This window comes from Natribacillus halophilus, from assembly GCF_900100185.1.
Lineage (GTDB): Bacteria > Bacillota > Bacilli > Bacillales > Marinococcaceae > Natribacillus > Natribacillus halophilus.
In genome coordinates, this window is record NZ_FNEN01000005.1 from 101,856 (window position 1) to 125,526 (window position 23,671).

The 23,671-nt window shown below is 44.1% G+C and carries 25 protein-coding genes, 1 pseudogene and 2 riboswitches; of the genes and pseudogenes, 8 read left to right on the forward strand and 18 right to left on the reverse strand.

Features of this window, described 5'->3' with window-relative positions:
- Positions 1 to 205: 205 nt before the first annotated feature.
- The 5 genes from BLS58_RS07780 (at position 206) to treR (ending at position 5,049) form a co-directional block, all read left to right on the forward strand.
- Entirely contained in the window at positions 206 to 598 is a 393-nt protein-coding gene (locus tag BLS58_RS07780; protein ID WP_090397666.1) for a DUF4430 domain-containing protein, read from the forward strand.
- Positions 599 to 600: 2 nt separating this feature from the next.
- A complete protein-coding gene (locus BLS58_RS07785) occupies positions 601 to 1,122 on the forward strand; it encodes an ECF transporter S component (protein WP_090397669.1) in 522 nt (173 codons plus the stop codon).
- Positions 1,123 to 1,241: 119 nt separating this feature from the next.
- Complete coding sequence (treP, locus tag BLS58_RS07790) at positions 1,242 to 2,672, forward strand: PTS system trehalose-specific EIIBC component (RefSeq protein WP_090397671.1); 1,431 nt, start codon at positions 1,242 to 1,244, stop codon at positions 2,670 to 2,672.
- A 16-nt stretch (positions 2,673 to 2,688) separates the two neighbouring features.
- Entirely contained in the window at positions 2,689 to 4,344 is a 1,656-nt protein-coding gene (treC, locus tag BLS58_RS07795; RefSeq protein WP_425433681.1) for an alpha,alpha-phosphotrehalase, read from the forward strand.
- Positions 4,345 to 4,356: 12 nt separating this feature from the next.
- Positions 4,357 to 5,049, forward strand: a complete 693-nt coding sequence (gene treR, locus BLS58_RS07800; RefSeq protein WP_090397675.1) for a trehalose operon repressor — start codon at positions 4,357 to 4,359, stop codon at positions 5,047 to 5,049.
- Between the two features lie 43 nt (positions 5,050 to 5,092).
- On the opposite strand, the gene BLS58_RS07805 is transcribed toward treR, so the two are convergent.
- From BLS58_RS07805 to BLS58_RS07870, 14 genes are all read right to left on the reverse strand, one after another.
- A complete protein-coding gene (locus BLS58_RS07805; protein ID WP_090397900.1) occupies positions 5,093 to 5,590 on the reverse strand; it encodes a PTS sugar transporter subunit IIA in 498 nt (165 codons plus the stop codon).
- A gap of 31 nt (positions 5,591 to 5,621) precedes the next feature.
- Positions 5,622 to 5,855, reverse strand: coding sequence for a molybdopterin converting factor subunit 1 (moaD, locus tag BLS58_RS07810; protein ID WP_090397676.1), 234 nt, complete (start codon positions 5,853 to 5,855; stop codon positions 5,622 to 5,624).
- Positions 5,852 to 6,307, reverse strand: coding sequence for a molybdenum cofactor biosynthesis protein MoaE (locus tag BLS58_RS07815; RefSeq protein ID WP_090397678.1), 456 nt, complete (start codon positions 6,305 to 6,307; stop codon positions 5,852 to 5,854). The genes moaD and BLS58_RS07815 overlap by 4 nt, the downstream gene beginning before the upstream one ends.
- Complete coding sequence (gene mobB, locus BLS58_RS07820; protein ID WP_090397681.1) at positions 6,288 to 6,782, reverse strand: molybdopterin-guanine dinucleotide biosynthesis protein B; 495 nt, start codon at positions 6,780 to 6,782, stop codon at positions 6,288 to 6,290. The genes BLS58_RS07815 and mobB overlap by 20 nt, the downstream gene beginning before the upstream one ends.
- Positions 6,749 to 8,032 (reverse strand): molybdopterin molybdotransferase MoeA, encoded by a 1,284-nt coding sequence (locus BLS58_RS07825; RefSeq protein ID WP_090397683.1) that lies wholly within the window; start codon positions 8,030 to 8,032, stop codon positions 6,749 to 6,751. The genes mobB and BLS58_RS07825 overlap by 34 nt, the downstream gene beginning before the upstream one ends.
- A 17-nt stretch (positions 8,033 to 8,049) precedes the next feature.
- Entirely contained in the window at positions 8,050 to 9,063 is a 1,014-nt protein-coding gene (locus tag BLS58_RS07830) for a ThiF family adenylyltransferase (protein WP_090397685.1), read from the reverse strand.
- Between the two features lie 18 nt (positions 9,064 to 9,081).
- Positions 9,082 to 10,098, reverse strand: coding sequence for a GTP 3',8-cyclase MoaA (gene moaA / locus BLS58_RS07835; protein WP_090397687.1), 1,017 nt, complete (start codon positions 10,096 to 10,098; stop codon positions 9,082 to 9,084).
- 351 nt (positions 10,099 to 10,449) lie between these two features.
- Positions 10,450 to 11,289 carry a methylenetetrahydrofolate reductase gene (locus tag BLS58_RS07840; RefSeq protein WP_218126190.1) on the reverse strand — a complete coding sequence of 280 codons (840 nt, stop codon included), beginning with the start codon at positions 11,287 to 11,289 and terminating at the stop codon, positions 10,450 to 10,452.
- Positions 11,290 to 11,483: 194 nt separating this feature from the next.
- Positions 11,484 to 11,864: a glycine cleavage system protein GcvH gene (gcvH, locus tag BLS58_RS07845; RefSeq protein ID WP_090397691.1), complete on the reverse strand. Its 381-nt coding sequence runs from the start codon at positions 11,862 to 11,864 to the stop codon at positions 11,484 to 11,486.
- A gap of 12 nt (positions 11,865 to 11,876) precedes the next feature.
- Positions 11,877 to 12,749: an L-serine ammonia-lyase, iron-sulfur-dependent, subunit alpha gene (sdaAA, locus tag BLS58_RS07850; RefSeq protein WP_090397902.1), complete on the reverse strand. Its 873-nt coding sequence runs from the start codon at positions 12,747 to 12,749 to the stop codon at positions 11,877 to 11,879.
- 3 nt (positions 12,750 to 12,752) lie between these two features.
- A complete protein-coding gene (locus tag BLS58_RS07855; RefSeq protein ID WP_090397693.1) occupies positions 12,753 to 13,274 on the reverse strand; it encodes a serine dehydratase beta chain in 522 nt (173 codons plus the stop codon).
- A 278-nt stretch (positions 13,275 to 13,552) separates the two neighbouring features.
- On the reverse strand, positions 13,553 to 13,978 hold the full coding sequence (locus BLS58_RS18375) for a PLP-dependent aminotransferase family protein (protein ID WP_425433682.1): 426 nt from the start codon (positions 13,976 to 13,978) through the stop codon (positions 13,553 to 13,555).
- A gap of 57 nt (positions 13,979 to 14,035) precedes the next feature.
- Positions 14,036 to 14,112, reverse strand: a riboswitch (glycine riboswitch).
- Positions 14,113 to 14,114: 2 nt separating this feature from the next.
- Positions 14,115 to 14,220: riboswitch (glycine riboswitch) on the reverse strand.
- 282 nt (positions 14,221 to 14,502) lie between these two features.
- Positions 14,503 to 15,918 carry an amidohydrolase family protein gene (locus BLS58_RS07865; RefSeq protein ID WP_176764664.1) on the reverse strand — a complete coding sequence of 472 codons (1,416 nt, stop codon included), beginning with the start codon at positions 15,916 to 15,918 and terminating at the stop codon, positions 14,503 to 14,505.
- A 171-nt stretch (positions 15,919 to 16,089) separates the two neighbouring features.
- On the reverse strand, positions 16,090 to 17,274 hold the full coding sequence (locus BLS58_RS07870) for a helix-turn-helix domain-containing protein (protein WP_090397696.1): 1,185 nt from the start codon (positions 17,272 to 17,274) through the stop codon (positions 16,090 to 16,092).
- A 439-nt stretch (positions 17,275 to 17,713) separates the two neighbouring features.
- Here BLS58_RS07870 and BLS58_RS07875 point away from each other — a divergent pair, with 439 nt between their 5' ends.
- The 3 genes from BLS58_RS07875 to BLS58_RS07885 all read left to right on the forward strand — a co-directional run bounded on the left by BLS58_RS07875 (position 17,714) and on the right by BLS58_RS07885 (position 20,030).
- A complete protein-coding gene (locus tag BLS58_RS07875; RefSeq protein ID WP_090397698.1) occupies positions 17,714 to 18,559 on the forward strand; it encodes a DUF3100 domain-containing protein in 846 nt (281 codons plus the stop codon).
- A complete protein-coding gene (locus tag BLS58_RS07880) occupies positions 18,549 to 18,989 on the forward strand; it encodes a hypothetical protein (RefSeq protein ID WP_090397700.1) in 441 nt (146 codons plus the stop codon). Before BLS58_RS07875 ends, BLS58_RS07880 begins: the two co-directional genes overlap by 11 nt.
- Positions 18,990 to 19,268: 279 nt before the next feature.
- The gene (locus tag BLS58_RS07885) at positions 19,269 to 20,030 is read left to right on the forward strand and encodes a sulfite exporter TauE/SafE family protein (protein WP_176764665.1); all 762 of its coding nucleotides are present in this window, start codon (positions 19,269 to 19,271) and stop codon (positions 20,028 to 20,030) included.
- A gap of 455 nt (positions 20,031 to 20,485) precedes the next feature.
- Here the strand turns inward: BLS58_RS07885 and BLS58_RS18380 are convergent.
- The 4 genes and pseudogenes from BLS58_RS18380 to BLS58_RS07910 all read right to left on the reverse strand — a co-directional run.
- A pseudogene (locus tag BLS58_RS18380) lies at positions 20,486 to 20,982 on the reverse strand (IS1634 family transposase); the annotation flags it as partial.
- Between the two features lie 231 nt (positions 20,983 to 21,213).
- Complete coding sequence (locus BLS58_RS07900; protein WP_090397708.1) at positions 21,214 to 22,341, reverse strand: M20 family metallopeptidase; 1,128 nt, start codon at positions 22,339 to 22,341, stop codon at positions 21,214 to 21,216.
- Complete coding sequence (locus BLS58_RS07905; RefSeq protein ID WP_090397710.1) at positions 22,338 to 22,958, reverse strand: DUF1989 domain-containing protein; 621 nt, start codon at positions 22,956 to 22,958, stop codon at positions 22,338 to 22,340. Before BLS58_RS07905 ends, BLS58_RS07900 begins: the two co-directional genes overlap by 4 nt.
- A gap of 24 nt (positions 22,959 to 22,982) precedes the next feature.
- Positions 22,983 to 23,669: a cyclase family protein gene (locus BLS58_RS07910; RefSeq protein WP_090397712.1), complete on the reverse strand. Its 687-nt coding sequence runs from the start codon at positions 23,667 to 23,669 to the stop codon at positions 22,983 to 22,985.
- Positions 23,670 to 23,671: the final 2 nt, after the last annotated feature.

Here is a 23,671-nt window from a genome sequence, read left to right on the forward strand (position 1 = left end):
TCCCTCTCGGAGTGAGATGCCCTGCTTTTGGGGTATAACAACGCGATTCAAGTGTCATAAAGATCGGAGCGATCTCCGTTCCCTCGGATATCCGCGAATATATTTGGACTTTGACGGATCCGTGTTTGAGCACATTCATTAAGGGAAAAATTAGCCCTTCATCTGGTAAAATAGCATTGACAAAGGTCAAAAAGGAGTCGTACATATGTTGAAAAAATGGGTTCTCGTTGGGGTACTTGCTACAGCTTTAGGAGGTTGCGGAAACGAGGATACGACCGAGCCGCAAGAAAATGGCACAGACGAAGACTTACATGAAGCAACCATTACGCTGACGGAAAATGGTGGAGAAGAAACGATTGAAGAAAATACAGTCGAATTTACCGACGGTGAGAGTTTGATGGACGTGATGGAGGAAAATTTCGAGATTACGACAGAAGATGACGATGAATTCATCTCTGGTATTAATGGCATCGAGTCCGAAGAATCCGAGGGATACTTCTGGACATACACTGTCAATGATGAAGAAATTTTTGAAGGGGCGGCAGATTACGAATTAGACCCGGAAGACGATGTTCAGTTTGACTATGCCCAGTGGTAAAAATGACAACGAAGAAGATTACTTTACTTGCTGTACTGATTGCACTTTGTGTGGTTGGACGTATAGTGTTTGTCTATATCCCGAATGTACAACCTGTGAGTGCCATTATTATTATTTGCTCATTTTTCATGGGCCCCGTATTCGGGTTGATACTAGCCGTAGGCAGTGCTATTTTGACAAATTTATTTTTAGGTTCAGGCATTTGGACGATTTTTCAGATACTCGCCTGGGGAACGATCGGTTTATTCAGTGGTTGGCTAGGTGTCATTTTTCCTAATATGAAAATAAAATCATTAGCATTTATAGGTGCTCTGTTAGGGTACCTCTATGGATTTATTGTGTCTTTAAATATGCTGGTCATTGCTAATCATTTTTTGGCTTATTATTTGGCCGGATTACCTTTTGATACCTATCATGCAATGGGCAACCTGATATTCATCGTATTGTTATCTCCATTTTTAAGGAAGCTTTTATGGGATTATCGTGAAGAGAACTATGGATATAAGGGAAAACGCTTGTCCTAATGGCAAGCGTTTTTCTTATTGACGAATTTGTATATACAAGCTAAACTACATGTGCGAACCGTCCTGTATATACAAGTTATTTTCGATCATTGTAAGCGTTAACAAGAGAGGGGATAAAAATGAGCGACAGCTACCGCAAGACAGCGGAACAAGTCCTGGAAAAGATCGGCGGGGAAGAAAACATATCATCTGCTACCCATTGTGTATCACGCCTTCGAATAGTCGTTAACGACATGGATAATGTCAACACCGAAGAGCTTGAAAGCATTGAAGCTGTAAAGGGATGTTTTTACTCGAATGGACAGTTGCAGATCATTCTTGGAAACGGCGTCGTCGATAAAGTTTATAAAGAATTAATGGCGATTACCGGTAGAGAAGAACAATCGAAACAAGAAACATCAGAAGATGCTACAAACAAAGGGAGTCCGCTACAACGGGCAATCAAGGTTTTGGCCGATGTCTTTATCCCGATCCTGCCTGCGATTGTAACCGCCGGGTTATTGCTCGGCATTGATAATCTTTTAACCGGTGAGGGCATCTTTTATGATGAAGCATCTGTTATTGATGTTCACCCGCAATGGGCTGATTTTGCGGATATCATTAATGTGATTGCCAGTACAGCCTTTGTGTTTTTGCCAGCGTTAATTGGTTGGTCAACTGTGAAACGGTTTGGGGGCAACCCCCTTTTGGGTATTGTTTTAGGTCTTATTTTAGTTCATCCTGATTTAATGGATGCTAACGCATATGGAGAAGCGGTGGCAGCCGGTGAAAGCATCCCCACATGGAACATTTTTGGGCTGAACATTCAGGCGATCGGTTATCAGGGTCAGGTACTGCCGATTTTTGTTGCAGGGATTATTCTTGCCAAGCTTGAAGTATTTTTGCGTCAACGGATTCCTGATTCGATTCAATTGCTTTTAGTTGCACCTATTGCCCTTCTCATTACAGGATTTCTTGCTTTCATCCTGATTGGACCGGTCACATTTGCCATCGGGAACTGGATTATTGATGGATTCATTTGGCTCTTCGGCACGTTTCCAGCCTTTGCCGGATTATTATACGGTGCTGTCTACGCACCGCTCGTGATCACCGGAATGCATCATACGTTCCTTGCTGTGGATATACAATTGACAACGACAACAGACGGAACGTTCTTATGGCCAATCTTGGCGTTATCGAATATCGCCCAGGGTTCGGCAGCTTTTGCGATGTATTTTGTCTTTAAAAACAACAATCTGAAAGGTTTATCCGGAACGGCAGGGCTTTCTGCCTGGTTAGGTATAACCGAACCTGCGTTATTCGGGGTAAACTTGCGCTTCCGTTTTCCATTTATCTGCGCCATTATCAGCGCATCCTTAGCCGGGATGTTTATTACGATTAATGAAGTATTGGCAACTTCCGTAGGCATTGGCGGTGTTCCGGGAATATTTTCGATCCAAATCGGAAGCTGGGGCGCGTTCGGCATCGGAATGATTATCGTCATTCTAGTTCCATTTATATTAACGCTTCTTTTCGGTCGATTTGCAAACCCGAAAAGCTTACACGAATGATAAACATTAGAGAAATGTGGTGACAAACATGGAAGAATGGTGGAGAAGGTCTGCCGTCTATCAAATTTATCCGAAAAGCTTTAATGATACCACCGGTAATGGGATCGGCGACCTGCAGGGAATCATCGAAAAACTTGATTATTTGAAGGGATTGGGCGTTGATGTCATATGGCTAACACCCATCTACACTTCCCCCCAAAACGATCACGGTTATGATATAGCCGATTATTACAGCATCCATTCGGATTATGGCACGATGGAAGATTTTGAACATCTATTAAGTGAAACCCACCGCCGCGGGATGAAATTAATCATGGACCTCGTTGTCAATCATACGTCCACAGCGCACGCCTGGTTTCAAGATGCACAAACGTCCAAAGATACACGGTATCGGGATTTTTATATCTGGAAAGATACACCGAACAATTGGCAATCAAAATTCGGCGGCAATGCGTGGGAATATAACGAGGCTTCAGGCGATTACTATCTGCATTTATTCGACGTCACACAGGCAGACCTTAACTGGGAAAATAAAGAGCTTCGTAACCACGTTTATGAGATGATGAGGTTTTGGTTTAATAAGGGCATTGATGGGTTTCGGCTTGACGTCATTAATCTCATCTCCAAGGATCAGCGTTTCCCTAATGATGACACTGGAGATGGACGAAAATTCTACACCGACGGACCACGGGTACACGAATATTTGCACGAAATGAACCGGGAAGTTTTGTCTCATTATGATAGTATGACTGTCGGTGAGATGTCATCGACATCCATTGATCATTGCATAAAATATTCCAATCCCGATCGCCAGGAACTGAGCATGACGTTCAACTTTCATCATTTAAAGGTCGATTATCCGGATGGGGAGAAATGGGCTCTTGCAGATTTTGATTTTCAATCCTTGAAAAACATCCTATCCGAGTGGCAAATTCGTATGTATGAAGGCGGAGGCTGGAACGCGCTTTTCTGGTGCAATCATGATCAACCGCGCATCGTCAGTCGGTTTGGCGATGAATATGAGTTTCATAATAAATCCGCAAAAATGCTGGCGACCACGATCCATTTGATGCAAGGCACCCCTTACATCTATCAGGGTGAAGAATTCGGCATGACGAATCCTAAGTTTGCTGCTATTAACCAATATAGAGATGTAGAATCCCACAATATGTACGAGCAACTTCTCAATGATGGTCTAGCTGAAAAAACTGTCATGGCGATTTTAAAAGAAAAATCCCGTGACAACGCGCGTACGCCCGTCCAATGGGATGACAGCCCAAATGCCGGTTTTACAACGGGGACACCATGGATTGATGTAAATGCAGACTACAAGGAAGTGAATGCTGAGCAAGCGATAGAGGATCATAACTCTATTTTTCATCACTACAAAGCATTGATTCAGTTACGCAAAGACTATGACATTATCACTTATGGTGACTATCAGCTCCTCGCCCCGGAGGACGAGCAAATCTTCGCATACAGACGGACGTGGAAAAAAGACACGCTTCTCGTTATTAATAATTTTTTTGACACGGAAACAACGTTTGCCTGCCCAGTGGATTTACTCGAAAAAAATGCAAGCTTACTCTTAACCAATGATCACCATCGACAGTTACAGTCAACGATGAAACTCGCCCCTTATGAATCGCTTGTTTTTTATGTAACGGAATAGGCGGTGAAGATAATGAAGAAAAAATTCCAGGATATTTACAGACAGATAAGTGAGAGCATTGAGTCAGAATACTATAGGGCAGGGGATACGCTGCCTTCCGAGAATCAATTGGCGGAGACATATGATACCTCGAGAGAGACCATTCGGAAAGCGCTCAAAATGTTATCGGAACATGGATACATCCAAAAAGTTCAGGGAAAAGGCTCGATCGTACTCGATATGTCGAGAATCAATTTCCCTTTTTCCGGTGTAACGAGCTTTCGGGAACTTAGCCAAAAGCTGGGCTCTCGTGCGAAAACAGAGGTCGTTTATCTGGAACAAGATCTCGGTCACCTAGAAGTCGAAAGCATGGTTTGGCATGTTCATCGTATCCGTCATATTGACGGGGAACGCATCATTTTGGATAAAGATGTCTTCTCGGCAGAAGTTATCCCTCAATTAACGAAGGCCATTTGCGAAACAAGTATCTATGACTATATCGAGAACGAGCTCGGGCTCACAATTAGTTTTGCGCATAAGGAAATTGTCATTGAAGAGCCTTCGGAAGAAGACCGTCGCTATTTGGATCTGGCTGATCATCATGTCATCGTCGTTATTAAAAGCTATACGTATCTGGATGATACGACACTATTTCAATACACGGAGTCCAGACACCGCTCCGATAAATTCCGGTTTGTGGATTTTGCGAGGAGAGTGCAGAGGTAGGGCTCGTGGCGGATATCAGCGATCTCTCCTAAAGGAGCCCTGATCAGGACCCCTTGTGATATGTGAATAGCGTTGTTTCTCCTGCTTCAACCTCTTCCTCGCTCGTTTTCTCCATCTGATCTCCATTCTGGCCGTTGGTTACGATAATGGGGCTAATCGTGCTAGCGGCTTTTTCCTGTACTTTATTCATATCGAACGTAACGAGTACATCGCCGGGTTTCACCCTGGCATTGGCTTCAACGTGAGCTTCGAATCCATCACCGTCCATCGAGACCGTTTCCAGGCCAATATGGATCAATACTTCGACGCCATTTTCCGTTTCGATTCCCACCGCGTGCTTCGTTGGAAACATTTGCACAACTTTCCCTTTGCTCGGCGACACGACCCGTCCTTCGGACGGTTCGATGGCAAGCCCGTCGCCCATCATTTTTTCTGAAAAGGTGGGGTCGGGAACGTCTTCAAGCTTAATGACTTTCCCTTTCATGGGCGCGAGGATGTTTCCTTCATCATCAGATTTGCCTTTAAATAATTTTTTAAACATGTCAGCTGTCAACTCACTTTTATTTATTTTTTTATCCTCCGCTTACTGGCGGAATAAACGCGACGGTATCCCCTTCGTCTATCACGTCATCATCTTTGGCGAATTCTTCATTTACGGCGACCATCGTACGTGTAAGGGATGACACTTCGTAATTGTCTTCGACCCAGCGTTTTGATTCTTTAATCGATTTTCCCGCCAAATCCGCTTCCAGACTTTTCTGTCCGACCTCGTCCTGAATCCGGGCAAAAAGAAGCACTTCATTCATGGCTTTTCCTCCTTATCATAGGATGTTGTCTCCAGCTGATCGCCAATCCACTGCGTCCCGTCTTCCCAGAATTCTTTTTTCCAGATCGGCACCATTTCCTTGATTCTTTCCATTGTATATTCATTAGCCTCATACGCGGCTTTTCGATGCGGGGATGAAACGGCAACGATGACCGCAATATCCGAGATGCCAAGCGTTCCGAGACGATGTGTGACAGCAACCGTTGTGTCCGGCCATTTGGCTTCTACTTCATCGCCGATCTGCGCCAAGGTTTTCACCGCCATTGGTTCATAAGCTTCATATTCCAGCTTCAACGTTTTTTTGCCGTGAGTCATTTCACGCACCGTGCCAATAAAGGTAGCAATCGCCCCGCAATTGCGGTCGACCACTTTATCAATGACGGGTTGGACATCGAGGGGCTCCCACGACAAACTAAATAAATCTGTATCCATGGCTATCCTCCACTTGCCTTACGATAAATTGAACATAGGCCTCATCATTAATATCACCTCGGTACAGCGCGCAGCAAACATTGCTCAGTTGTGACAATAATGCTTCATCCTCTCGGCCGCGAAGTAAAGCAATTTTTAAATAATCAGCCTGTTTCCAGCCTTCGACGAGCACGACATCCGGTTCCAGATGAGCTTGCATGCGCAACAGCTCATCCAGCGACCACGTATCTTGCTCCGCGGTAAGTTGGAGAACGCCGTCGCCTTCAATAGCCGAGGACATGGCTCCTGCCTGCGAAAAGCGTTCGCTGTCGACCGATGCTTCAAGACGATCCGGCGCGCCGCCATGACCGTGATGTTTCAACGCAGCGACGCGCATATTCCGCGCGGAAAACGCTTGGATCAACTGTTCCATCAGTGCGGTCTTCCCGCTATTTTTATAGCCTACGATTTGTAAGACGCGACAATGTTGTCCCATGGCCACTCGCTTCCTTTGTGATCGTTCAGCATGAAAATATCGACGTTCATCCCTTTCTCGTAACCGCGTGAGCCTCCCGGAAGAGCGATGAGTACATCAGCGCCGGCAATCGAAGTGACAGACCCCGATTTATCGAGGCCGGCAGGCTCAACGACGTATGTGCCGTCGCTATCTTCCAGTTTCGCCCTGACTAAACGAATGAATGGGTTCGGCTTCGGAAAATCCATTCCGAGTACGGCTTTCGTTTTTCTGAGATGAGGTTTTTGTGAAAACAACCCCCGCCGCAAGATCGGGCGCACGAACAATTCAAAACCGACAAAGCAGGCACTCGGGTTCCCGGAAAGGCCGAAAAACAGCTGTCCGTTGGTTTCCGCGACCGTCGTGACACTCCCGGGCCGCATCGCTACTTTATTAAACAACGTACGGGCGCCGATCCGTTCGATGATGGCGGGGACATAGTCATAATCGCCGACTGAGGCGCCGCCGGTCGTGATCAACATGTCCACTTCTCCCAACGCGCGCGATACGAGTTCGATGCATGCTTCGAGATCATCGGGTAACTTCCCAAATAGCACCGGCTCCCCGCCGGCTCGCTCTACTTGTGCGGCCATCATGTACGCATTGCTGTTGCGGATTTTTCCCGGCTCCAGTGGTTCATGAACATCCAACAGTTCACTGCCCGTGGCGAGAATCCCTACCCGCGGCTTGACTGCTACGGAGACCTCCGCGTATCCAAACGTGGCCAATAATGCCGTAACGCCGGGATCAATCGTTGTCCCCGCAGGGACGAGCGGTGTACCTTTCTTGGTATCTTCGCCTTGAAACGAAACATTGTCACCGGGGGAAAACGAACGCTTGATAGAGATATCCGCCTCCCCATGTTCATGGACAAGTTCCAGCATGACGACGGCATCACAGCCGGCGGGAATCTGCGCCCCGGTCATAATACGCACCGCCTCACCGGCGTTGACTTCTCCGGGAAATACCGTACCTGCGCCGATCTCTCCGACGACACGGAAATGCACGGGATGATTCCGATCAGCACCAGAGCTGTCTTCAGCGCATATGGCAAAGCCATCGTACGGAGAGCGGTCAAAGGAGGGGACGTCATGATCCGCGACGAGATCTTCGGCCAAAACACGGCCGTAGCTTTCCGCGAGGGGAACGGTTTCTTTTGTTGCCTGAAAATCAACGTCCATGACCGCTTGCACCGTTTCGGCCACGGGGAGCGGTTTTCTTTTTTCAACCATTTTTTCGTATCCCCCTTTCACAATACGTACGTTTCATATATATCCCTGGCATGGTCAATGTTTTTCGTTCCGTGAATGAGCACGCGCCCATCCTGAAAAATAGCGAGGCGATGGTCGTCCAGCACACACGACAATAAGTACGGATTTCGTTTCGTTTTACCATGTACTTGCAGTTTTGCCTCCAAATGGGTCAAGTCAAAAGACCGCTGGTGCTCCGGAGATATCTGCACCGTATCGCGTCCGCAAAGCACGGCCGTTTTCGTGTCTGCTCCCGTTGTTAAATATGGATAAACCGGCGCTTCACCACATGTCGGGCAATCTTTCGCCTTTGCCCGTTGAACGTCTAGCCGCTGCTGCTCACCGCGCCAAACATCATAAATCACCAGCCGCTCTTCCACCTCTGCGCGATTGCCAGTCATCCACTTCATCGCTTCCACCAGCTGCAAAAGCGCGGTTTGCTGCACAACGGGTGCGATCACCCCATCACTTTCACACGTCATCACCGAAGAGGGAATCGAGGCGAGCAGACAGTTCAGGCACGGGCCATCCCACGGCCTCACCATGTAAGCCATCCCATAACTGCCGGCAAAAGCGCCGAATAACCACGGAATTTCATACTTGGCGGCCAGGTCATTGATGATAAAACGAATGTCAAAATTATCAGTGCCATCGATCATGAGATCGACCGACACGAGCAGAGGTTCCAGGTTTTCGGCGTTCGCGTCCATGATGTGAGTCCGCACATCGGTCTCCTGGTTAATCGCCTGTAAATGGGTTTTCGCCGCTACCGCTTTCGGGAGCTCGTCCGCGGCGTCGGCTTCCGTATACAGTTGTTGGCGGTGCAGGTTGCTGGTTTCCACATAGTCGCGGTCAATTACGGTGAGTGTGCCTATCCCTGCTCTCACAAGCATTTCCGCGTTCGTGCTCCCCAGCGCACCTACCCCGACGATTAAGGCATGAGCTTCGGCCAAGCGATGTTGCCCTTCGGTGCCCATCGGCTTAAACGATATTTGCCTTGAATAACGATCCATAAAAATCTCTCCCGCCTTTTATCCGCCGATATAAGACATTTCGATTTTTTTGCGATGGCGTGCCGACTCCTCGGTTCTAAGCTCGGAATAGCGATCCTCCCGTTTCTCCCAAATCGCGGAGATCCATTCACGAATACGAGCGTCGGTAGCGCCATTTCTCATGATCGTTCGCAAATCCGAACCCGTCTCTGAAAATAAGCAGGTAAACAACTTGCCATCGGCGGAAAGCCTGGCACGCGTACACGAGCTGCAAAACGTCTCCGTCACCGAAGAAATAAAGCCGATCTCCACATCCGAATTGACGTAACGATAACGCGAGGCCACTTCGCCGAAATAATTGGGTTCAAGAGCTTCAAGGGGCGCGATCTGCGACACGCGTTCATGGAGTTCTTTTTTCGAAACGACCTGGGAAAAATCCCAGCCGTTCGTCTGCCCGACGTCCATAAACTCGATAAAACGCAACGTCAGCCCTTTTTCTTTACAATAACGCGCCATCGGGATGACTTCTTGATCGTTGACCCCTTTGCGAACGACCATGTTCACTTTCACGCCAAGACCAGCTTCTGTAGCCGCATCAATCCCGCTAAGCACGGCATCGGGCTTTGTCTTGCGCCCGCTCATCTCCTGGAAAACTTCAGTGTCTAGGGCATCCAGGCTCACGTTCACGCGTTCAAGGCCCGCTTCATATAAAGGCTTGGCCTGCTTCGGCAACATCACCGCGTTCGTCGTGAGGGCGATATCTTCAATACCATCTATGTTTGTTAAAGAAGCTATCAATGTCGGAACATCTTTGCGAAGCAGCGGTTCCCCGCCGGTGAGTCTTATTTTTTTTACACCAAGGGCCGCAAATTGCTCCGCCGCCCGCGTAATTTCTTCAAAAGAAAGCAGCTCTTCTTCCGGCAAAAACACATGATCATCACCAAAAATTTCTTTCGGCATGCAATACGTACAGCGAAAATTGCATCGATCCATGATCGATATCCGTAAATCCTGAAGGGGACGCGCCAATTGATCGTTAACGACTGGGGTTGTCATCGGGGGCCTCCTTCCTTGGTGGCTGAATGATAGCGATCTGTTTATACTTTTCATTTTAACATAAGAAGCTATGTCATAAATATCAATGCTTCTTATCATTTTGAATATATCTCCAACTAATCATAAATCATCTTTGATTATCACTCCCTAACAGTTTTCTTTTGACTGGAGTTGTGTGAACAAATCCCGAGCATTACGTAATCGCTTACATGAACCGGAAGCATCGGATAGGAGTAAAATACTAAAGAAAACTTGGCTTATCGCCAAGCATGGCGAAAGCCTTAGTTGCACTTATGCAGGATAAGAAAGTGGTTTATACTTTCTTACCTGCTAAAAAAATAAGCGCTGCAATTACATAGCTAAGCGCTCATAATATTTTTTTAGCGTAACCAGTTCGTTAAAAGTATAAATATGAAATCCGGCGATCCCATAGTCCGGATCATTTAAGTGCGGGGTGTAGGCGTTCATCAAGTCTGAGGCGTCGTATCCGTGCAACAGTTTTCCTGACAACTTCAGATTTTTTCTAAGGAAGCGGAGAGAGTCGGTCACACCAATACTGGCTGCGATCCGAAGCAGTTTGTCCGGCTTCACCGGTCCTGGGATACCCAAGTAGAACGGAAGTTGCAGACCGGCTTCACGCTGTTCCCGTAACCAGGAAAGGACCTGGCCGGAATCGAAGCACATTTGCGTCACGGCGTAATCCGCGAGGGGCGCTTTTGCCTGGAGATCCTTGGTGAGAATGTCATTATCGATTTTAGGTTGCCCTTCTGGATACGCCGGAATGCCGATGCGGCGCAGCCCGTGATCACGTGCGGCCAGGGACTGCAACAGTTCGAGTCCATCCCGATACGGGCCCAGTGGTTGATCCTGATCGCTTCCGACGACGAAGATTTCATCAATGCCATGGTCCCGGAGCTTATCAAGCATCGTCTCAAGATGTTCTTCGCTCCGGATCATCCTCGCGCCAATATGGGGAACGACCCGGGCGAACTGAGGGGCCAGAGCAACAGCCGTCTCAATCGTTGCGTCGACACCTTTTTTCGGCGAGCAGGTAATCGTAAGCGTAGCGTAAGGCGGGAGTGCCGCCGTGGTCCGCTCAACGATGCGATTCGCCGGTATGAGTTCAAAACGTGGCTCGCTCATTTGTCCGATCAGTTCAGACGCCGATTGCCGATCCATCATTTCCATCATTACCATCACCTCTTTCATTTTGAAGACATCGGCTGGCCGATGTCTTCATCCAACTTCCAACCTCTAAACTCTAACCTCCGGAAATATCACATCTAAAGCTCTCAGCTATATCTTTAAGAAGCGGAATTGCTTTTCATTCAGTATTGAAAGTATTTACTCAACTTCATGTTGAGCCATGTAATTAACTCTACAAATCAGTCTCCCTCATCTTCAATATGCTTCTTATACGTCTCTTCATCCAAGAGGTCATTTAGTTCTTCGCGATCTGTTATCTTCATTTCGATCAACCACCCTTCATCTTCAGAGTTTGTATTGACCAATTCCGGCTCATCTTCCAATTTTTCATTCACTCTAACCACGATCCCTGATAGCGGAGCGTAAATGTCCGAAACGGTTTTCACCGATTCAATCGTCCCCATGCTCTCATTTGAGGTGATCGAATCGTCTACCTCTGGACTCTCGACAAAAACAATGTCTCCCAGTTCTTGCTGCGCATAATCGGTTATCCCGATTCGAACAATGTCATCGTTTAACATTTCCACCCATTCGTGCTCTTCGCTAAACCATTTACTCATATATTTCTCCTTTCAATTGTGCAAAGTTCGCTTAATTTCCTCACCTGTCGGTGTGGTCGCCAACCCTCCAAGGGATGTTTCTCGTAATGTTCGCGGCATTTCGCTCCCGACTCTATACATCGTTTCAATCACTTCATCACATGGAATACGGCTTTCAATACCCGCGAGCGCCATGTCCGCAGACGAAAAGGCGATGGACGTGCCTATGACGTTCCGTTTAATACAAGGCACCTCAACCAACCCGCCCACTGGATCACAGACAAGCCCAAGCAACGATTTCATCGCCATAGCCGTCGCGTGAACCGCTTGCTGAGGCGTGCCGCCCTTCAATTCAACAATGACCCCCGCCGCCATCGCTGTCGCGGATCCGACCTCCGCCTGACACCCACCGGCTGCCCCTGAAATAAACGAACGATTGGCGATGATGTAGCCGAGCGCGCTGGCTGTAAACAATCCTTGCGTGAGAGCATCAAGTGAAAATTGATCACGATCTCGCAGAGCGAACAAAATGCCAGGGAGAACACCGGCAGAACCCGCGGTCGGTGTTGCCACAATAACACCCATGCGCGCGTTACATTCAGATGTAGCCATGGCGTAGCGCATCGCTCTGGGGATCAGGTTTCCGGAGAGCGCTTCTCCGCTTTCCATATATGCTCCCATTTTAACGGCATCTCCACCCGATATGCCGCTCGGAGCCGTTGATGCATCAGATTTCCCGGCGTCCACAGCCTCTTGCATTTTGATTAAACGGTCCTTCATTTTTTGAAAAATATCATCACGAATTTGCCCCGTTTTCTCCATTTCCATATCCATCATTGCTTCGGCAATGCTTTTTTGATATGTGTCACAATAGGTGAGTAGTTCTTTCATCGAGTCAAAGGTCATCATTTACGCCTCCCGCTCTTTGTGGGTAAACATATACATTGGTAGACGATTGCAAATCGATCGCAAATCATCATCGGTACTTAAACGAATGCTCGTTTCAACATCGTTGATGAGAAAAATTTTTGCTAAACCGCCACCCAAGGAAGCTCCGCCTACTTTGACGTCACGACGACCATTTTTTGCAACGATGATCGAGGTGTTCGGGTGGTCATAATAGGGACAAGCTCCTTGTTCAAGTGAAAACCGGTAATCAATCTCGTTTTCCTCCGCCATCGTAAGTGCATCTTTAATCCCCGTATCATTTGTTTTCATACCGAGCAAACCACCGATAAACGCCTTGTCGGTTCCATGCCCCTGGTAGGTTTGTGCAAATGAGTCGTACAAAGTGATTCGTACCTTTTCCGGTTGCCATCCACCGAGGAGTTCATGCGTGAATGTTCCGATCGAAACCGCTCCCGCGGTATGGGAACTGGACGGGCCAACCATGATTGGTCCGATAATATCAAAACAGCTTTGGAATTCCATCTCTAACCCTCCCATCTTTAAACGCTTGCGACTTGGTTGAAAAGAGGAAACGCTTTGCAGATCTCATGCGTTTGCTTTTTCGCCTTTTCAAGCACATCCGAGGCCCCGTGAGTTCTTAACACTTCGGCGATGATTTGCCCGATCTGGATCATTTCCTGCCTCAACATGCCCCGGTCGTGAGCGCTGCTGTTCCGATGCGAATACCGCTCGTGACAAACGGATTTTCCGGATCGAAGGGGATCATTTTTATTAACCGTGATCCCGGCTTTTTCCTGCAGTTATTCCGTCTCTTTGCCCGTGAGGCCCCAGGCCTTAACATCGACAAGTAGCAAGTGGTTGTCGGTCCCACCGAGCGATGCGCCTTCTTCCAGCAACGTTTCGCCCAGAACAGATGCGTTATCGACATTGTTTTGGGCATACGTTTTAAAATCCGGCTGCAGCGACTCTTTAAAGGAAACAGCTTTAGCGGCAATCATGTATGAGAGGTCCGCCTTGAAGTCCCGGGAAGACGGCTTTATTGAGCCGTAAAAGCGCCTCCCTGCATAACCTTCGGCATATTTGTTGGTCATCACTGATCCCATGGCTTCCAAGACATCATCGCTGACAAAATTTTCTGATGCAATCAGTTCAAGTGTTTCGCGCTGCCTTTCTCTTTCCTTTTCAATGGCTGCTGAAACGAAGGGGTCATTATGTTCTAAACTCATCGAAAATCCCTCCCTTGGACAAAATAAAAAAGGACAGAAAAAGGTATATACACCTTTTCTCTGTCCTTGGACCTGAGAGTTCAACTCCCCATGACGGAGTTTACCCCTTTGGTGATTTAAGCGCTCTCCAGAGATGCGTCCCATTGCAGTCATTTTACCTGAGAGATTCATTCACAAGGTTTTTATGTGAATGTTGCCCCTTCGGTGCCGACGTGTATGTCAGTCTCTCCCACAATGTTCATTCGCAAATATTCATATTTTCTATTAGTGTAGCAAAAAAGAGGTCGAGTGGCAATGGTTATTCGAAAATTATTTGAAAATTATTTATGAGTTTCTTTTTATTACTGGTTTTACTTGAAAAAGAATAATTGTGTCTAAGGCTCAGGGTTCCATTTTTTGCTCTTGCTAGCTAGGAAGATGAGTTGTAAAATGTGGTGCTCCTTATTTTTTATTGCTGTCTCCTTAGTTACTTCATTTCCATATTATAAGTAGAGTAGACAAATTCATCGATCAATGATAAAGATTTAATCCCTTTTCCGTTCTTCAAATAGAATACGATGTTTATTGGAATGAGGGTGTATTTTTTGAATGGGAGCTTTTTCGATGGCTTCACTAGTACGTTGTGAAACTTCGCGCATTAGAGCTTTTCCATCCCAGTCCACAGGCCACCCTTCCCAAAGACGTAAATCACCAGCTATAAAAACACCAACGATTTGATCACGATTACCAAAACGTGTAAGTTCCCAAACAAGGTCTCTTGATGGCTGAAATTCTGGAGTATCAACATCAACAAGTAAGAAATCTGCAACTTTACCTTTTTTTATTTCACCCGTTAGTTTTCCTAGGGAAATTGCTTCAGCCCCACTTGCAGTTGCTTGGTCTAACCAAGGCCAACCTCCTCCACTAGAGAAATCACCTGTTTGATGACCATATGACAATCTCTGGGTTGCTTCAGCAGCGTCTATCAGTCTAAACCCATCGCTACGTGTTGCATCGGTGCCAAGTCCCAAGCGAATACCCTGTTCATGCATATATAATGCAGGTGCTGTAGCATTTCCCTTCCATTGAGATGCAACAGGGTTATAAGCAACCGCTGTGCCACTTTCTTGCAATATGGAAATTTCTTTAGGGGTTACTAAGGTGGCATGAGCAACTAACGTTTGAGGACCTAGTGCTTTAATTGAATGTAAATGCTCAAGTGGCCTTAAGCCACGTTGTATTAAAGAACGTTCAACAGAAGCTAGGTGTTCATTCACATGCGTTTGGAAGACCACATCTGCCTCCCTACACAAATTGGAAACAGCATAAATCATCTCATCGGAAGCTGCCTCTGGTATAGATATAGCAAGTGAAGGGTGAATCAAGTTATGATTTGCCCATTCATCAAGGTGATTTTCAGCCTGCTTTAGGGTCTTATTCTGAGCACTAGATGGATCTTCACCTTTATCAGTACAAATCATACCAAGAACGCAACGAATACCAGCTTCAGTTACAGCTTTTGCGATAGGCTCTAAATTACCTTCTGTACGGACTCCAGCGTCAACAACAGTCGTAAATCCTCCACGTAGAGATTCAAGTGCTGCTAGTTTACCTGAAAGATACATTAATTCAGAATCAAGATTACCTTCGAGTGGTACCCAGACTCTTTTAAAAATCTCCGAAGGTTCTCCAAAAGCCAACGCCTTTCCAAATGATTGGGTAAGATGATGATGAGCATCTATAAATCCTGGCATTAGAGCAAATCCGGGAAGGTCAATGTGAACTGCATCAGGGTATCGTGCTAGTAAATTCTCTGCAGGACCAACATCAGAGAAGTATCCATCTTCAATAACCACAGCATGGTTGGAAACAGATTCATGACTTTGTATAAGATATTCTGGAGTAAGCAAAAGGCGCTGCGCATCAAACATTTCAGGATTTAGTTCAGTTCTTGAAACCATTATGAGATACCACCTCGAACTTGATTTTTGTTAATACATAATCTTCTCAGAAAATAAATGCTACTATTCAAAATATCATTTATTAATATATATTTCATATGGATTTGAAAACATTGAAACCATATGAGTGCCAGTGATGAACATCGAACAATTTTCCCTCGTTTTTCCATTTTAGTATAATATATCCCTATCCCATTCTCCTTCTAAAGGCTGATCAAGTGGTCTATTTAAGTTTAATTTTTTTGAAGCTTCGTCTATATAGTAACCTTGATAATTAATACTCATGTTATCCGGGTAGTCCGAACCATAATTTGAATTATTATTGTTCCATAAGTTTTTAAGGGCCTTTAGATCTTGGTGGTAGACTGCTGCATCCCACCTAACTTTGGAAATGATTTCTGTAGAAATTAAATGTTGAATTCCAATAGATTTACTAATTATATTTGCAACCTTTGAAGGGGATCGACGGGCGATTTGGTGTGCTCTAATATGTGCTTTTAAATAGGCAATTACTAAATCATCATTCTTCTGCGCCCATTGATCTTGAGCCATAACCCCTGTCAAATAATCATCGTTAAAACCTTCACAATCGATGGTTCTCGCACCTTGTAATTGGGAGAGGCTCACGTATGGTTCCCACATAACACTAGCTTCAACGTATCCATTCATAATATTCGTATAATTCGAGTTCATATCTTGGTTAATGATTTCAAAATTAAAGTCAGTATTTGGCAGCCATTGATTTAAACGGTGACTTGCACTTGAATTAACAACAGTAGCAATTGTACTGCCTCTTGAACGGAACAAATCTCGATATTTTTTCCCCCTCGGGATGACAAGAGATATTCCTGCGCTATGAGATGTTTTTCCATCAAATCCAAGCAAAACGGGATTAAATTTTGGTAAAAGGTTACTAATTTGTTGGCTCATGATTATTGGAAAATCCCCTAATGAGGCAATATTGATCTTCCCGGATATCATTCCTTCTACTAGATCCAGTCCATTAGTGGCATTTACCCATTGAATATTTATCCTTCGGTTTGGATGTGTTAAGGCTATTTCTTCTTCGAATAGGTGAAGTTCTTTCATAATAAGTGAACTCCACATATGAGCTGTTTGACTTTGATATCCAATGATGATGGTTTCGGGAAGATCTCTTTGATCCTCATAAGTTTCTTCTATTTTTGTGTGTTGTTTGACCCATGTATACACATCTTTCTCGTTAAAGAAAATCTCTTTACCGATTTTTATATATGGAAGTCCCTTTGATTTTCTCCATCGATCAATGGTCGAACGGCTAACATGTAGCATATCCATTGCATCTTGCATAGTGATTAGGTTCAATTCCTTTTGCATGATTGAACACCTCTCAGTAAGTTATAGAAAAAGTAAGAAATTTAAAGAAAACTTGGCTTATCGCCAAGCCTGGCGAAAGCCTTAGTTGCACTTATGCATGATAAGAAAGTTATACTTTCTTATCTGCCAAAAAGAGTTTGGGGTTGATAACCCTAATTAGCATTTAAACATTTGGAATTTATTGGTTATATTAATCATTATTCTTCACTCATCTTCATAGCAAGGATTTCTGGAAATAACGATTGATAAATACAAAAGATTATTTTATATTACCTTTACAGTAAAATTTCAACGATGATATGTCAAACAAAAGGGGGCGAATAAAATAAATTATATGATTATTCTGTCCATTGGTGAAATAGATGAGGAGCTGCCAACAATACGTACGAATAATTAATAATCTATCGGAATTCACAATATTTCTATTGGAGGGAACAGTATGGAATATAAGTCAATTTTTCATAGGGTTAAGAAGGAATACAAGATATACATATCAGCCTTTTTAATTGTTATTTTGTCAGAGCTTATTGGAGAATTTGAAATTGACGTCGGGCCTGGAATGTTGATTTTGTTCCCTCTTTTCTACGGGATAATTATAGGCGTTTTATTGGGACCTGATTTAATTGGCTTTTTTAAAAGCGAGGAAGTAAAAGCTGCCTCACCATTAGTCTTGGTAGCTATAGCACCATTCATTGTAAATATAGGAATTATAGCGGCTCAGGATCTACCTTTGATTGTTTCTTTAGGACCAGCCTTACTTTTCGGAGAACTTGGTAACCTGTTTACGGTCATAATTGCTTTGCCTATAGCGTTATTCCTTGGTTTAAAACGCGAAGCAGTTGGCGCTACACATTCTATTAACAGGGAAACAAACTTGGCTTTAATTACTAGTGTATATGGTCCAGACTCCGCTGAGTTGAGAGGTACACTAGCACTATACATCATTGGCGGTCTATTTGGCACCATATTTTTTGGTTTTTTAGCCTCATTAGTGGCTTCAACAGGACTTTTCCACCCTCATGCTCTTGCAATTGCATCAGGCGTAGGTGCAGGCATCATGATGGCTGCTGCCACAACTAGTTTATCTCATATTTATCCGACGTATGCCGACGATATCTTCGCACTTGGTGGAGCGGGAGATATGTTGACGGGAATGACGGGACTATATGCCGCTCTATTTATAGCTCTTCCTCTTGCGAATAAAATATATCAGCTACTAGAACCTAAAATTGGTCGCAAGAAGAAATCTACTGTCAAAAAGGAGGAAACAGATTATGAAGCTTAAAGAATGGGCTTTTTTATTAGGTATTATGGCCATCGGGATTATCACAACAAATCTTATTGGTTTTAACACCCCAATTTCAGACTCTTTAATGGGAGTACTAATTTTATGTTCAATTGCATTTATTGCCGTATGCGTGTCAAAAATAATTCCATTAAAGCTCCCTTTTATTATTTATTGTTCAGTATTAGGCATGCTACTTGCATTACCAATCTCCCCTATAGGCGATTTTGTAAGTGAAGCAGCAGGAAACATAGAATTTAGAGCTCCGATAACGATGGTAGGAGCGTTAGCCGGGATAGCAATAGGAGCTAGTGTCCGGGAGTTCACAAAACTTAATTGGAGAATTATTGTAGTTGCGTTAGTTGTTATGTCAAGTACGTTTATAGCATCTGTGATTATCGCACAAGTTGTCATGAACATCACAAATTGAATAAGAGGCTTATCTATAATTAATCAAAACTTCTGAATCGATAAGTTCTAATTAATATGTGAATGAGTGACATTTTCAAGTCTATGCATTTTTACGGTCGATTCCAAATCCAAAAGGTGTGCATAAAGGTATTAAACCAATCCAAACTACAAATTTATGAAAACGCACCTCGCAATTGGTATTTTTGGTGGCGCTTTTTTTACCTTTTTGTTCGAGTGCGTTTTCGTTCTTTATAATATATTACGATGCCATACATAGCAGTGAAGCGAGGGTTAGATGTTGGATTACTTATTTATATTGATATTAGCTTTAAATCTTTTAGTGGGTATCCTCTTGGGAATGTCTAGTATAGGAGGATTTCTCCTCCCGTTAATTTATGTAGGGTTTTTACAGTTACCGTTAAGAGACGCCTTAGCTTTAAGTTTTTTATCCTTTGCTATAGCAGGTATTATTGGGTCTTATGCTTATTGGAAATCCAAAAACATTGATGTAAAATTAGCCATTATCATTAGTATAGGAAGTATTCCTGGCGCTTTCTTAGGAGTACAGTTAAATGTAATAATCTCCGATCATATAGCCACCCTAATATTATATATATTTGTATTAATTTCAGGGATTTCCCTTTTATTTAACGGTAAAAGCGATCATGTCGAAAGTCCTGCGGCAAGCATACTAGAAAATAAATTGTTCACTTTACTGTTAGGCTTTTCTACAGCAACAGTTTGCGCAGTGTCCGGAGCAGGGGGGCCAATTTTACTTGTGCCTTTATTAACCAAATTAGGTCTCAGTATTCGAGTCACTGTAGGGGTATGTTTATTTAATTCTGTAATTATTGCTTTGCCATCAATGTTTGGTTATTTTCAATACGCGAATATGGAGACGTTATACCCCTTGATCGTGGCGAGCATAATAGGGCAAATTGCAGGTATATTAGCAGGTTCATATTTATCTAATAAGGTAGAATTAAACCAATTACGTAAATTCATTACATGGTTTACTATTTTAACAGCGACCTACATGATCATTTCATTATTTTTATAAATTGCAGCATATCCCTTTTGGCCAAGGCAACTGACATATACACGTGTAAAGTGTAAACAAAGGATTTTATACACTAGCGTTGCAGAAATGTAGTGGGAATGTTCAGTTATAGGGACTTCTATGGAAGGAAGATGAAACAGGAAGGGGCCAGCCCATCTTTTCCATTTATTTCAGCACATAATGAAGGACGGCCTTCGTTAAATTTGCGCTTTTGTAGCCATCGATTTAAATATATTCTTACTTTCAAATAGTACTCGTTCCTCGTCGACCGTTAAGACTTCTCGATTTTTCATAACAATTTTCCCATTAATAACAACGTCTTTTACGTCATTTGCATTAACCCCTTCAACGATTGTAGGGGAGTAGATATGGATACACCATTCAGGACGTGAATCTCTTTGAATAATAGTCATAACCTTCGCCACAAAACGGGCAATAGAATGCCCGATTCATGATTACTGGCTATTGATTTCTACAGCTTTTGAGCTTATTGGTATCGTATAAACGCTCCGACCCATCCCTAACAAACCAAGGATGCGGTACAATTGCAGCTCGTGGTTGCCCAAGAACAAACAGTTGTTCTAAAACAGCTTTGCCCGTTGGTCGAATGCTTCTACGGCACCATCCCCCCTCAAGTTCAGGTGGTTGTCTTCGGTTTCTATGCTTTTGCGAATGAGGTGTTCAAAAGGGGAATAGGTCATCATACTCATCATCATCACATATGCGAGGACTCAACACGGTGGGGTTTTTCAGGAAAAGTTGCCGGACAAAAAACGGATCTTTGAGAAAACGGAAACGATTTTCCACGGTTTGTTGGCTCCTTTATAGCTTTTCAATAAATCCACGTCGGAGGCTCGTGTCGTTCCCCGCATTGGTGACAAGGGTAAAAGAGGGATGCTTCTTTGCGATGCTGATTGAGAAATTTATCCAAGGCTTTTTCCTTGGGTGTTTTGGAAGGTCTAAGACCGTCCCAGCGCATCATTGAAATCACTCGCGGTGATCCCTGGGCCGAACAGCAATTCAACCTCTTTATTTTTCATATAATAATTCGATATGTATGAATATTAGGATGTATTCGATGATGGATACAACCCTATCGATATTCGTTACAAAAATCCATAAGAATCCGTAACAAGTTATCGATCCTCTTTGTATCCAAAATCTTAATTACCCTCAACCTTTTTTATCCCTCAAAAGCAAGCGCCAGCGTTTTATAGTATTCAATCGATCGCAGATAAGCATCGATGTCCACATATTCATTAGGTTGATGAGCCAACTGTTCGTCACCGGGACCATAAATAAGTGTCGGGATGTTACTTTCGGGATTTAAGACAGCTGCATCCGTATAGTAAGAAACACCATAAACGTCGTTGTCAGCACCCTTAACATCTTTTGCGGTCTGAATGATACGGCTTGATGACTCTGTCAAAATACCGGGTCTATCCAATAACGTTTGCACTTGGAAAGTGCCAACTTCATGATCCCCAACAAAAAGAGCCTGCAGCTTTGTTTTCAGCTCCGAAAATAATTCTTTGTGAGATTGAGGCGGGATGGTTCGAATATCAACATATACACTACATTGATCCGGCACAACGTTTGCCTGCATGCCTCCATCAATTTTATTTATTGACAAACTACTTTCTCCAAGTGGGGCGCCGGTTACTTTCCAATTAAGACGACATTCATCCAGTAACGCCATCACTTTTTTCATCTGTTCAATCGCATTAATTCCTTGGTTAGGCATAGCGCCATGGGCTGTCTTCCCAAAAGTAAGGATTTCAACCCATAAGGCTCCTTTATGTCCTATGACTACTTTTTCCCGCGTAGGTTCTCCGATCACCATTGCCGCAACATTTGACACGCCTTGGTCTTCCATATACTTTCTTGCCCCGCAGCTGTCAACTTCTTCCCCGGCTGTAGCCAGGAAAACAACGTCATGTGGCAATCCTGCTTCTTCCAAAAAGAGTGATTCTACAGCCAAAAACATGGCGGCAAGACCACTCTTCATATCTGAAGTACCCCGACCATATAATTTGTTATTTACTCGTTCTGCCGCAAACGGAGGGTAGTCCCACGCTTGCTTGCCGGGCAAAACCGTATCCATATGACCGCAAAAAAACAACTCACTTCTATTCTTTCCTTTTAAGCGGATCTCGAAGTTACTTCGATTCTCATCTAAATCAGTTATACTATAAGGCAACCCACTCTTCTTACAACGGTCGGCCAGAATTTCAGAAACTTTTGTTTCATTTCCCGGCGGATTAGAGGAATCCACGCGTATCAACTCTTGCAAAAACTGAATATCATTCACTGGACTCCCCCCAAAATTTGCATTTTCAACGGTGTTACTCGCCAACCATTTACTGCTTCCATGTCTTGTGAACAAGTCGAGCACGCGATGATAACATCCTCTTTCGCCCTGAGCCGTACGTAATCACCCGGTTTTGATAATGGTTCCTGAATCGTATAATCCCCGACATCATCAAGAACGTTGTTCATAAACCAATTGATAGGATCCGGAATGATGAGGGGATTGACATCATACGTTTTCAGGGCATTTTTTAAATTATCATGGCAATTAGGATGATTGTCGTCACTAAAGTCTACCTTATATCTATAATAATCACAGGCGGGAAAGAAGAAATCATGTTTTCCGACAGTGTCTTTGATAAGTTCCATAAGAGGACGTCGTTTGTTGCTGTACAACCCATCACCAGGGTTCAAACGAATACTACTTAAAGAAGCACGCATATGAACCGGTGATACAAACTCTTCAATATCATGTTTATTGAAGCAAACGAAATCCCCGACCTGCTTCCCTTCCACGTCAATGATAACTAATTCATCTCCGGCACTAAGTTCTGCACTTCTTCCCTCATAAGGAGGGATGAATATTTCTTCTTTAACCCCTCCGGTTGTAACTTCCATATCTATAGCCTCCCTCAAATGAACTTACTCCAAAAACACGGCAACAGCCCGAATAGGGGAACCCGTTCCCTGGCGAATCCGTAAAGGCAGGCCAAAATATAAAAAACGTTTTCCCGCTATTTGATCTAAATTACACAGGTTTTCCGTGTTAGACATTTCGTATTGACGGCACATAAGATGTCCGGAAAACTTCGGATCTTGAGGATTGTCTGGGGCCGGGGCATCGACTCCGATATTAACGACACCTTTTTCACCAAGCCATTTACCTCCATCGACATCTAATCCCGCATAACGAGTGAGCCATTCATCTGTCCCATACGCACGATTGTAATGACCCGTATAAAGAAGGACGATATCGCCTTTTTCCAGCACTTGACCTGATTTGTGCAAAGCCCCTTCAAGGTCCTCAGCCGTAATATAACCATCCGGCGAAACGTGGGAAACGTCCAGACAAACGGCGGGACCGTAAAAATAATCCAGCGACATTTCATCAAGCCTTTTGCCATTTGGATCAAATTCGTATATGGCATCCGTATGTGTCGGTCCGTGTTCATTAATCAACAGATTATAGGTGGCAAATTCAAATCCAATTTCCTTTTTTGATTCTTCATGTGTTTTATTTTGAAATATAAACGTTTTTTGATGTAGCGGAAAAACCGGCATACCATTATATATCTCTTGTGATAAATCTACCAATTTCACTTCGCTCATCG

Coding starts and splice junctions, on each gene's coding strand:
- BLS58_RS07880 (WP_090397700.1), top strand. CDS start 18,549: ATGAAGCTTAAAGAATGGGCTTTTTTATTAGGTATTATGGCCATCGGG.
- BLS58_RS07870 (WP_090397696.1), bottom strand. CDS start 17,274: ATGCAAAAGGAATTGAACCTAATCACTATGCAAGATGCAATGGATATG.
- gcvH (WP_090397691.1), bottom strand. CDS start 11,864: ATGAGTAAATGGTTTAGCGAAGAGCACGAATGGGTGGAAATGTTAAAC.
- mobB (WP_090397681.1), bottom strand. CDS start 6,782: ATGGGACAACATTGTCGCGTCTTACAAATCGTAGGCTATAAAAATAGC.
- sdaAA (WP_090397902.1), bottom strand. CDS start 12,749: ATGACCTTTGACTCGATGAAAGAACTACTCACCTATTGTGACACATAT.
- moaD (WP_090397676.1), bottom strand. CDS start 5,855: ATGAATGAAGTGCTTCTTTTTGCCCGGATTCAGGACGAGGTCGGACAG.
- BLS58_RS07785 (WP_090397669.1), top strand. CDS start 601: ATGACAACGAAGAAGATTACTTTACTTGCTGTACTGATTGCACTTTGT.
- BLS58_RS07825 (WP_090397683.1), bottom strand. CDS start 8,032: ATGGTTGAAAAAAGAAAACCGCTCCCCGTGGCCGAAACGGTGCAAGCG.
- moaA (WP_090397687.1), bottom strand. CDS start 10,098: ATGACAACCCCAGTCGTTAACGATCAATTGGCGCGTCCCCTTCAGGAT.
- BLS58_RS07865 (WP_176764664.1), bottom strand. CDS start 15,918: ATGGTTTCAAGAACTGAACTAAATCCTGAAATGTTTGATGCGCAGCGC.
- BLS58_RS07840 (WP_218126190.1), bottom strand. CDS start 11,289: ATGATGGAAATGATGGATCGGCAATCGGCGTCTGAACTGATCGGACAA.
- BLS58_RS07815 (WP_090397678.1), bottom strand. CDS start 6,307: ATGGATACAGATTTATTTAGTTTGTCGTGGGAGCCCCTCGATGTCCAA.
- BLS58_RS18375 (WP_425433682.1), bottom strand. CDS start 13,978: ATGAGTTTAGAACATAATGACCCCTTCGTTTCAGCAGCCATTGAAAAG.
- BLS58_RS07905 (WP_090397710.1), bottom strand. CDS start 22,958: ATGGAAGTTACAACCGGAGGGGTTAAAGAAGAAATATTCATCCCTCCT.
- BLS58_RS07830 (WP_090397685.1), bottom strand. CDS start 9,063: ATGGATCGTTATTCAAGGCAAATATCGTTTAAGCCGATGGGCACCGAA.
- BLS58_RS07910 (WP_090397712.1), bottom strand. CDS start 23,669: ATGAGCGAAGTGAAATTGGTAGATTTATCACAAGAGATATATAATGGT.
- BLS58_RS07855 (WP_090397693.1), bottom strand. CDS start 13,274: ATGGAATTCCAAAGCTGTTTTGATATTATCGGACCAATCATGGTTGGC.
- BLS58_RS07805 (WP_090397900.1), bottom strand. CDS start 5,590: ATGTTTAAAAAATTATTTAAAGGCAAATCTGATGATGAAGGAAACATC.
- BLS58_RS07780 (WP_090397666.1), top strand. CDS start 206: ATGTTGAAAAAATGGGTTCTCGTTGGGGTACTTGCTACAGCTTTAGGA.
- BLS58_RS07875 (WP_090397698.1), top strand. CDS start 17,714: ATGGAATATAAGTCAATTTTTCATAGGGTTAAGAAGGAATACAAGATA.
- treP (WP_090397671.1), top strand. CDS start 1,242: ATGAGCGACAGCTACCGCAAGACAGCGGAACAAGTCCTGGAAAAGATC.
- treR (WP_090397675.1), top strand. CDS start 4,357: ATGAAGAAAAAATTCCAGGATATTTACAGACAGATAAGTGAGAGCATT.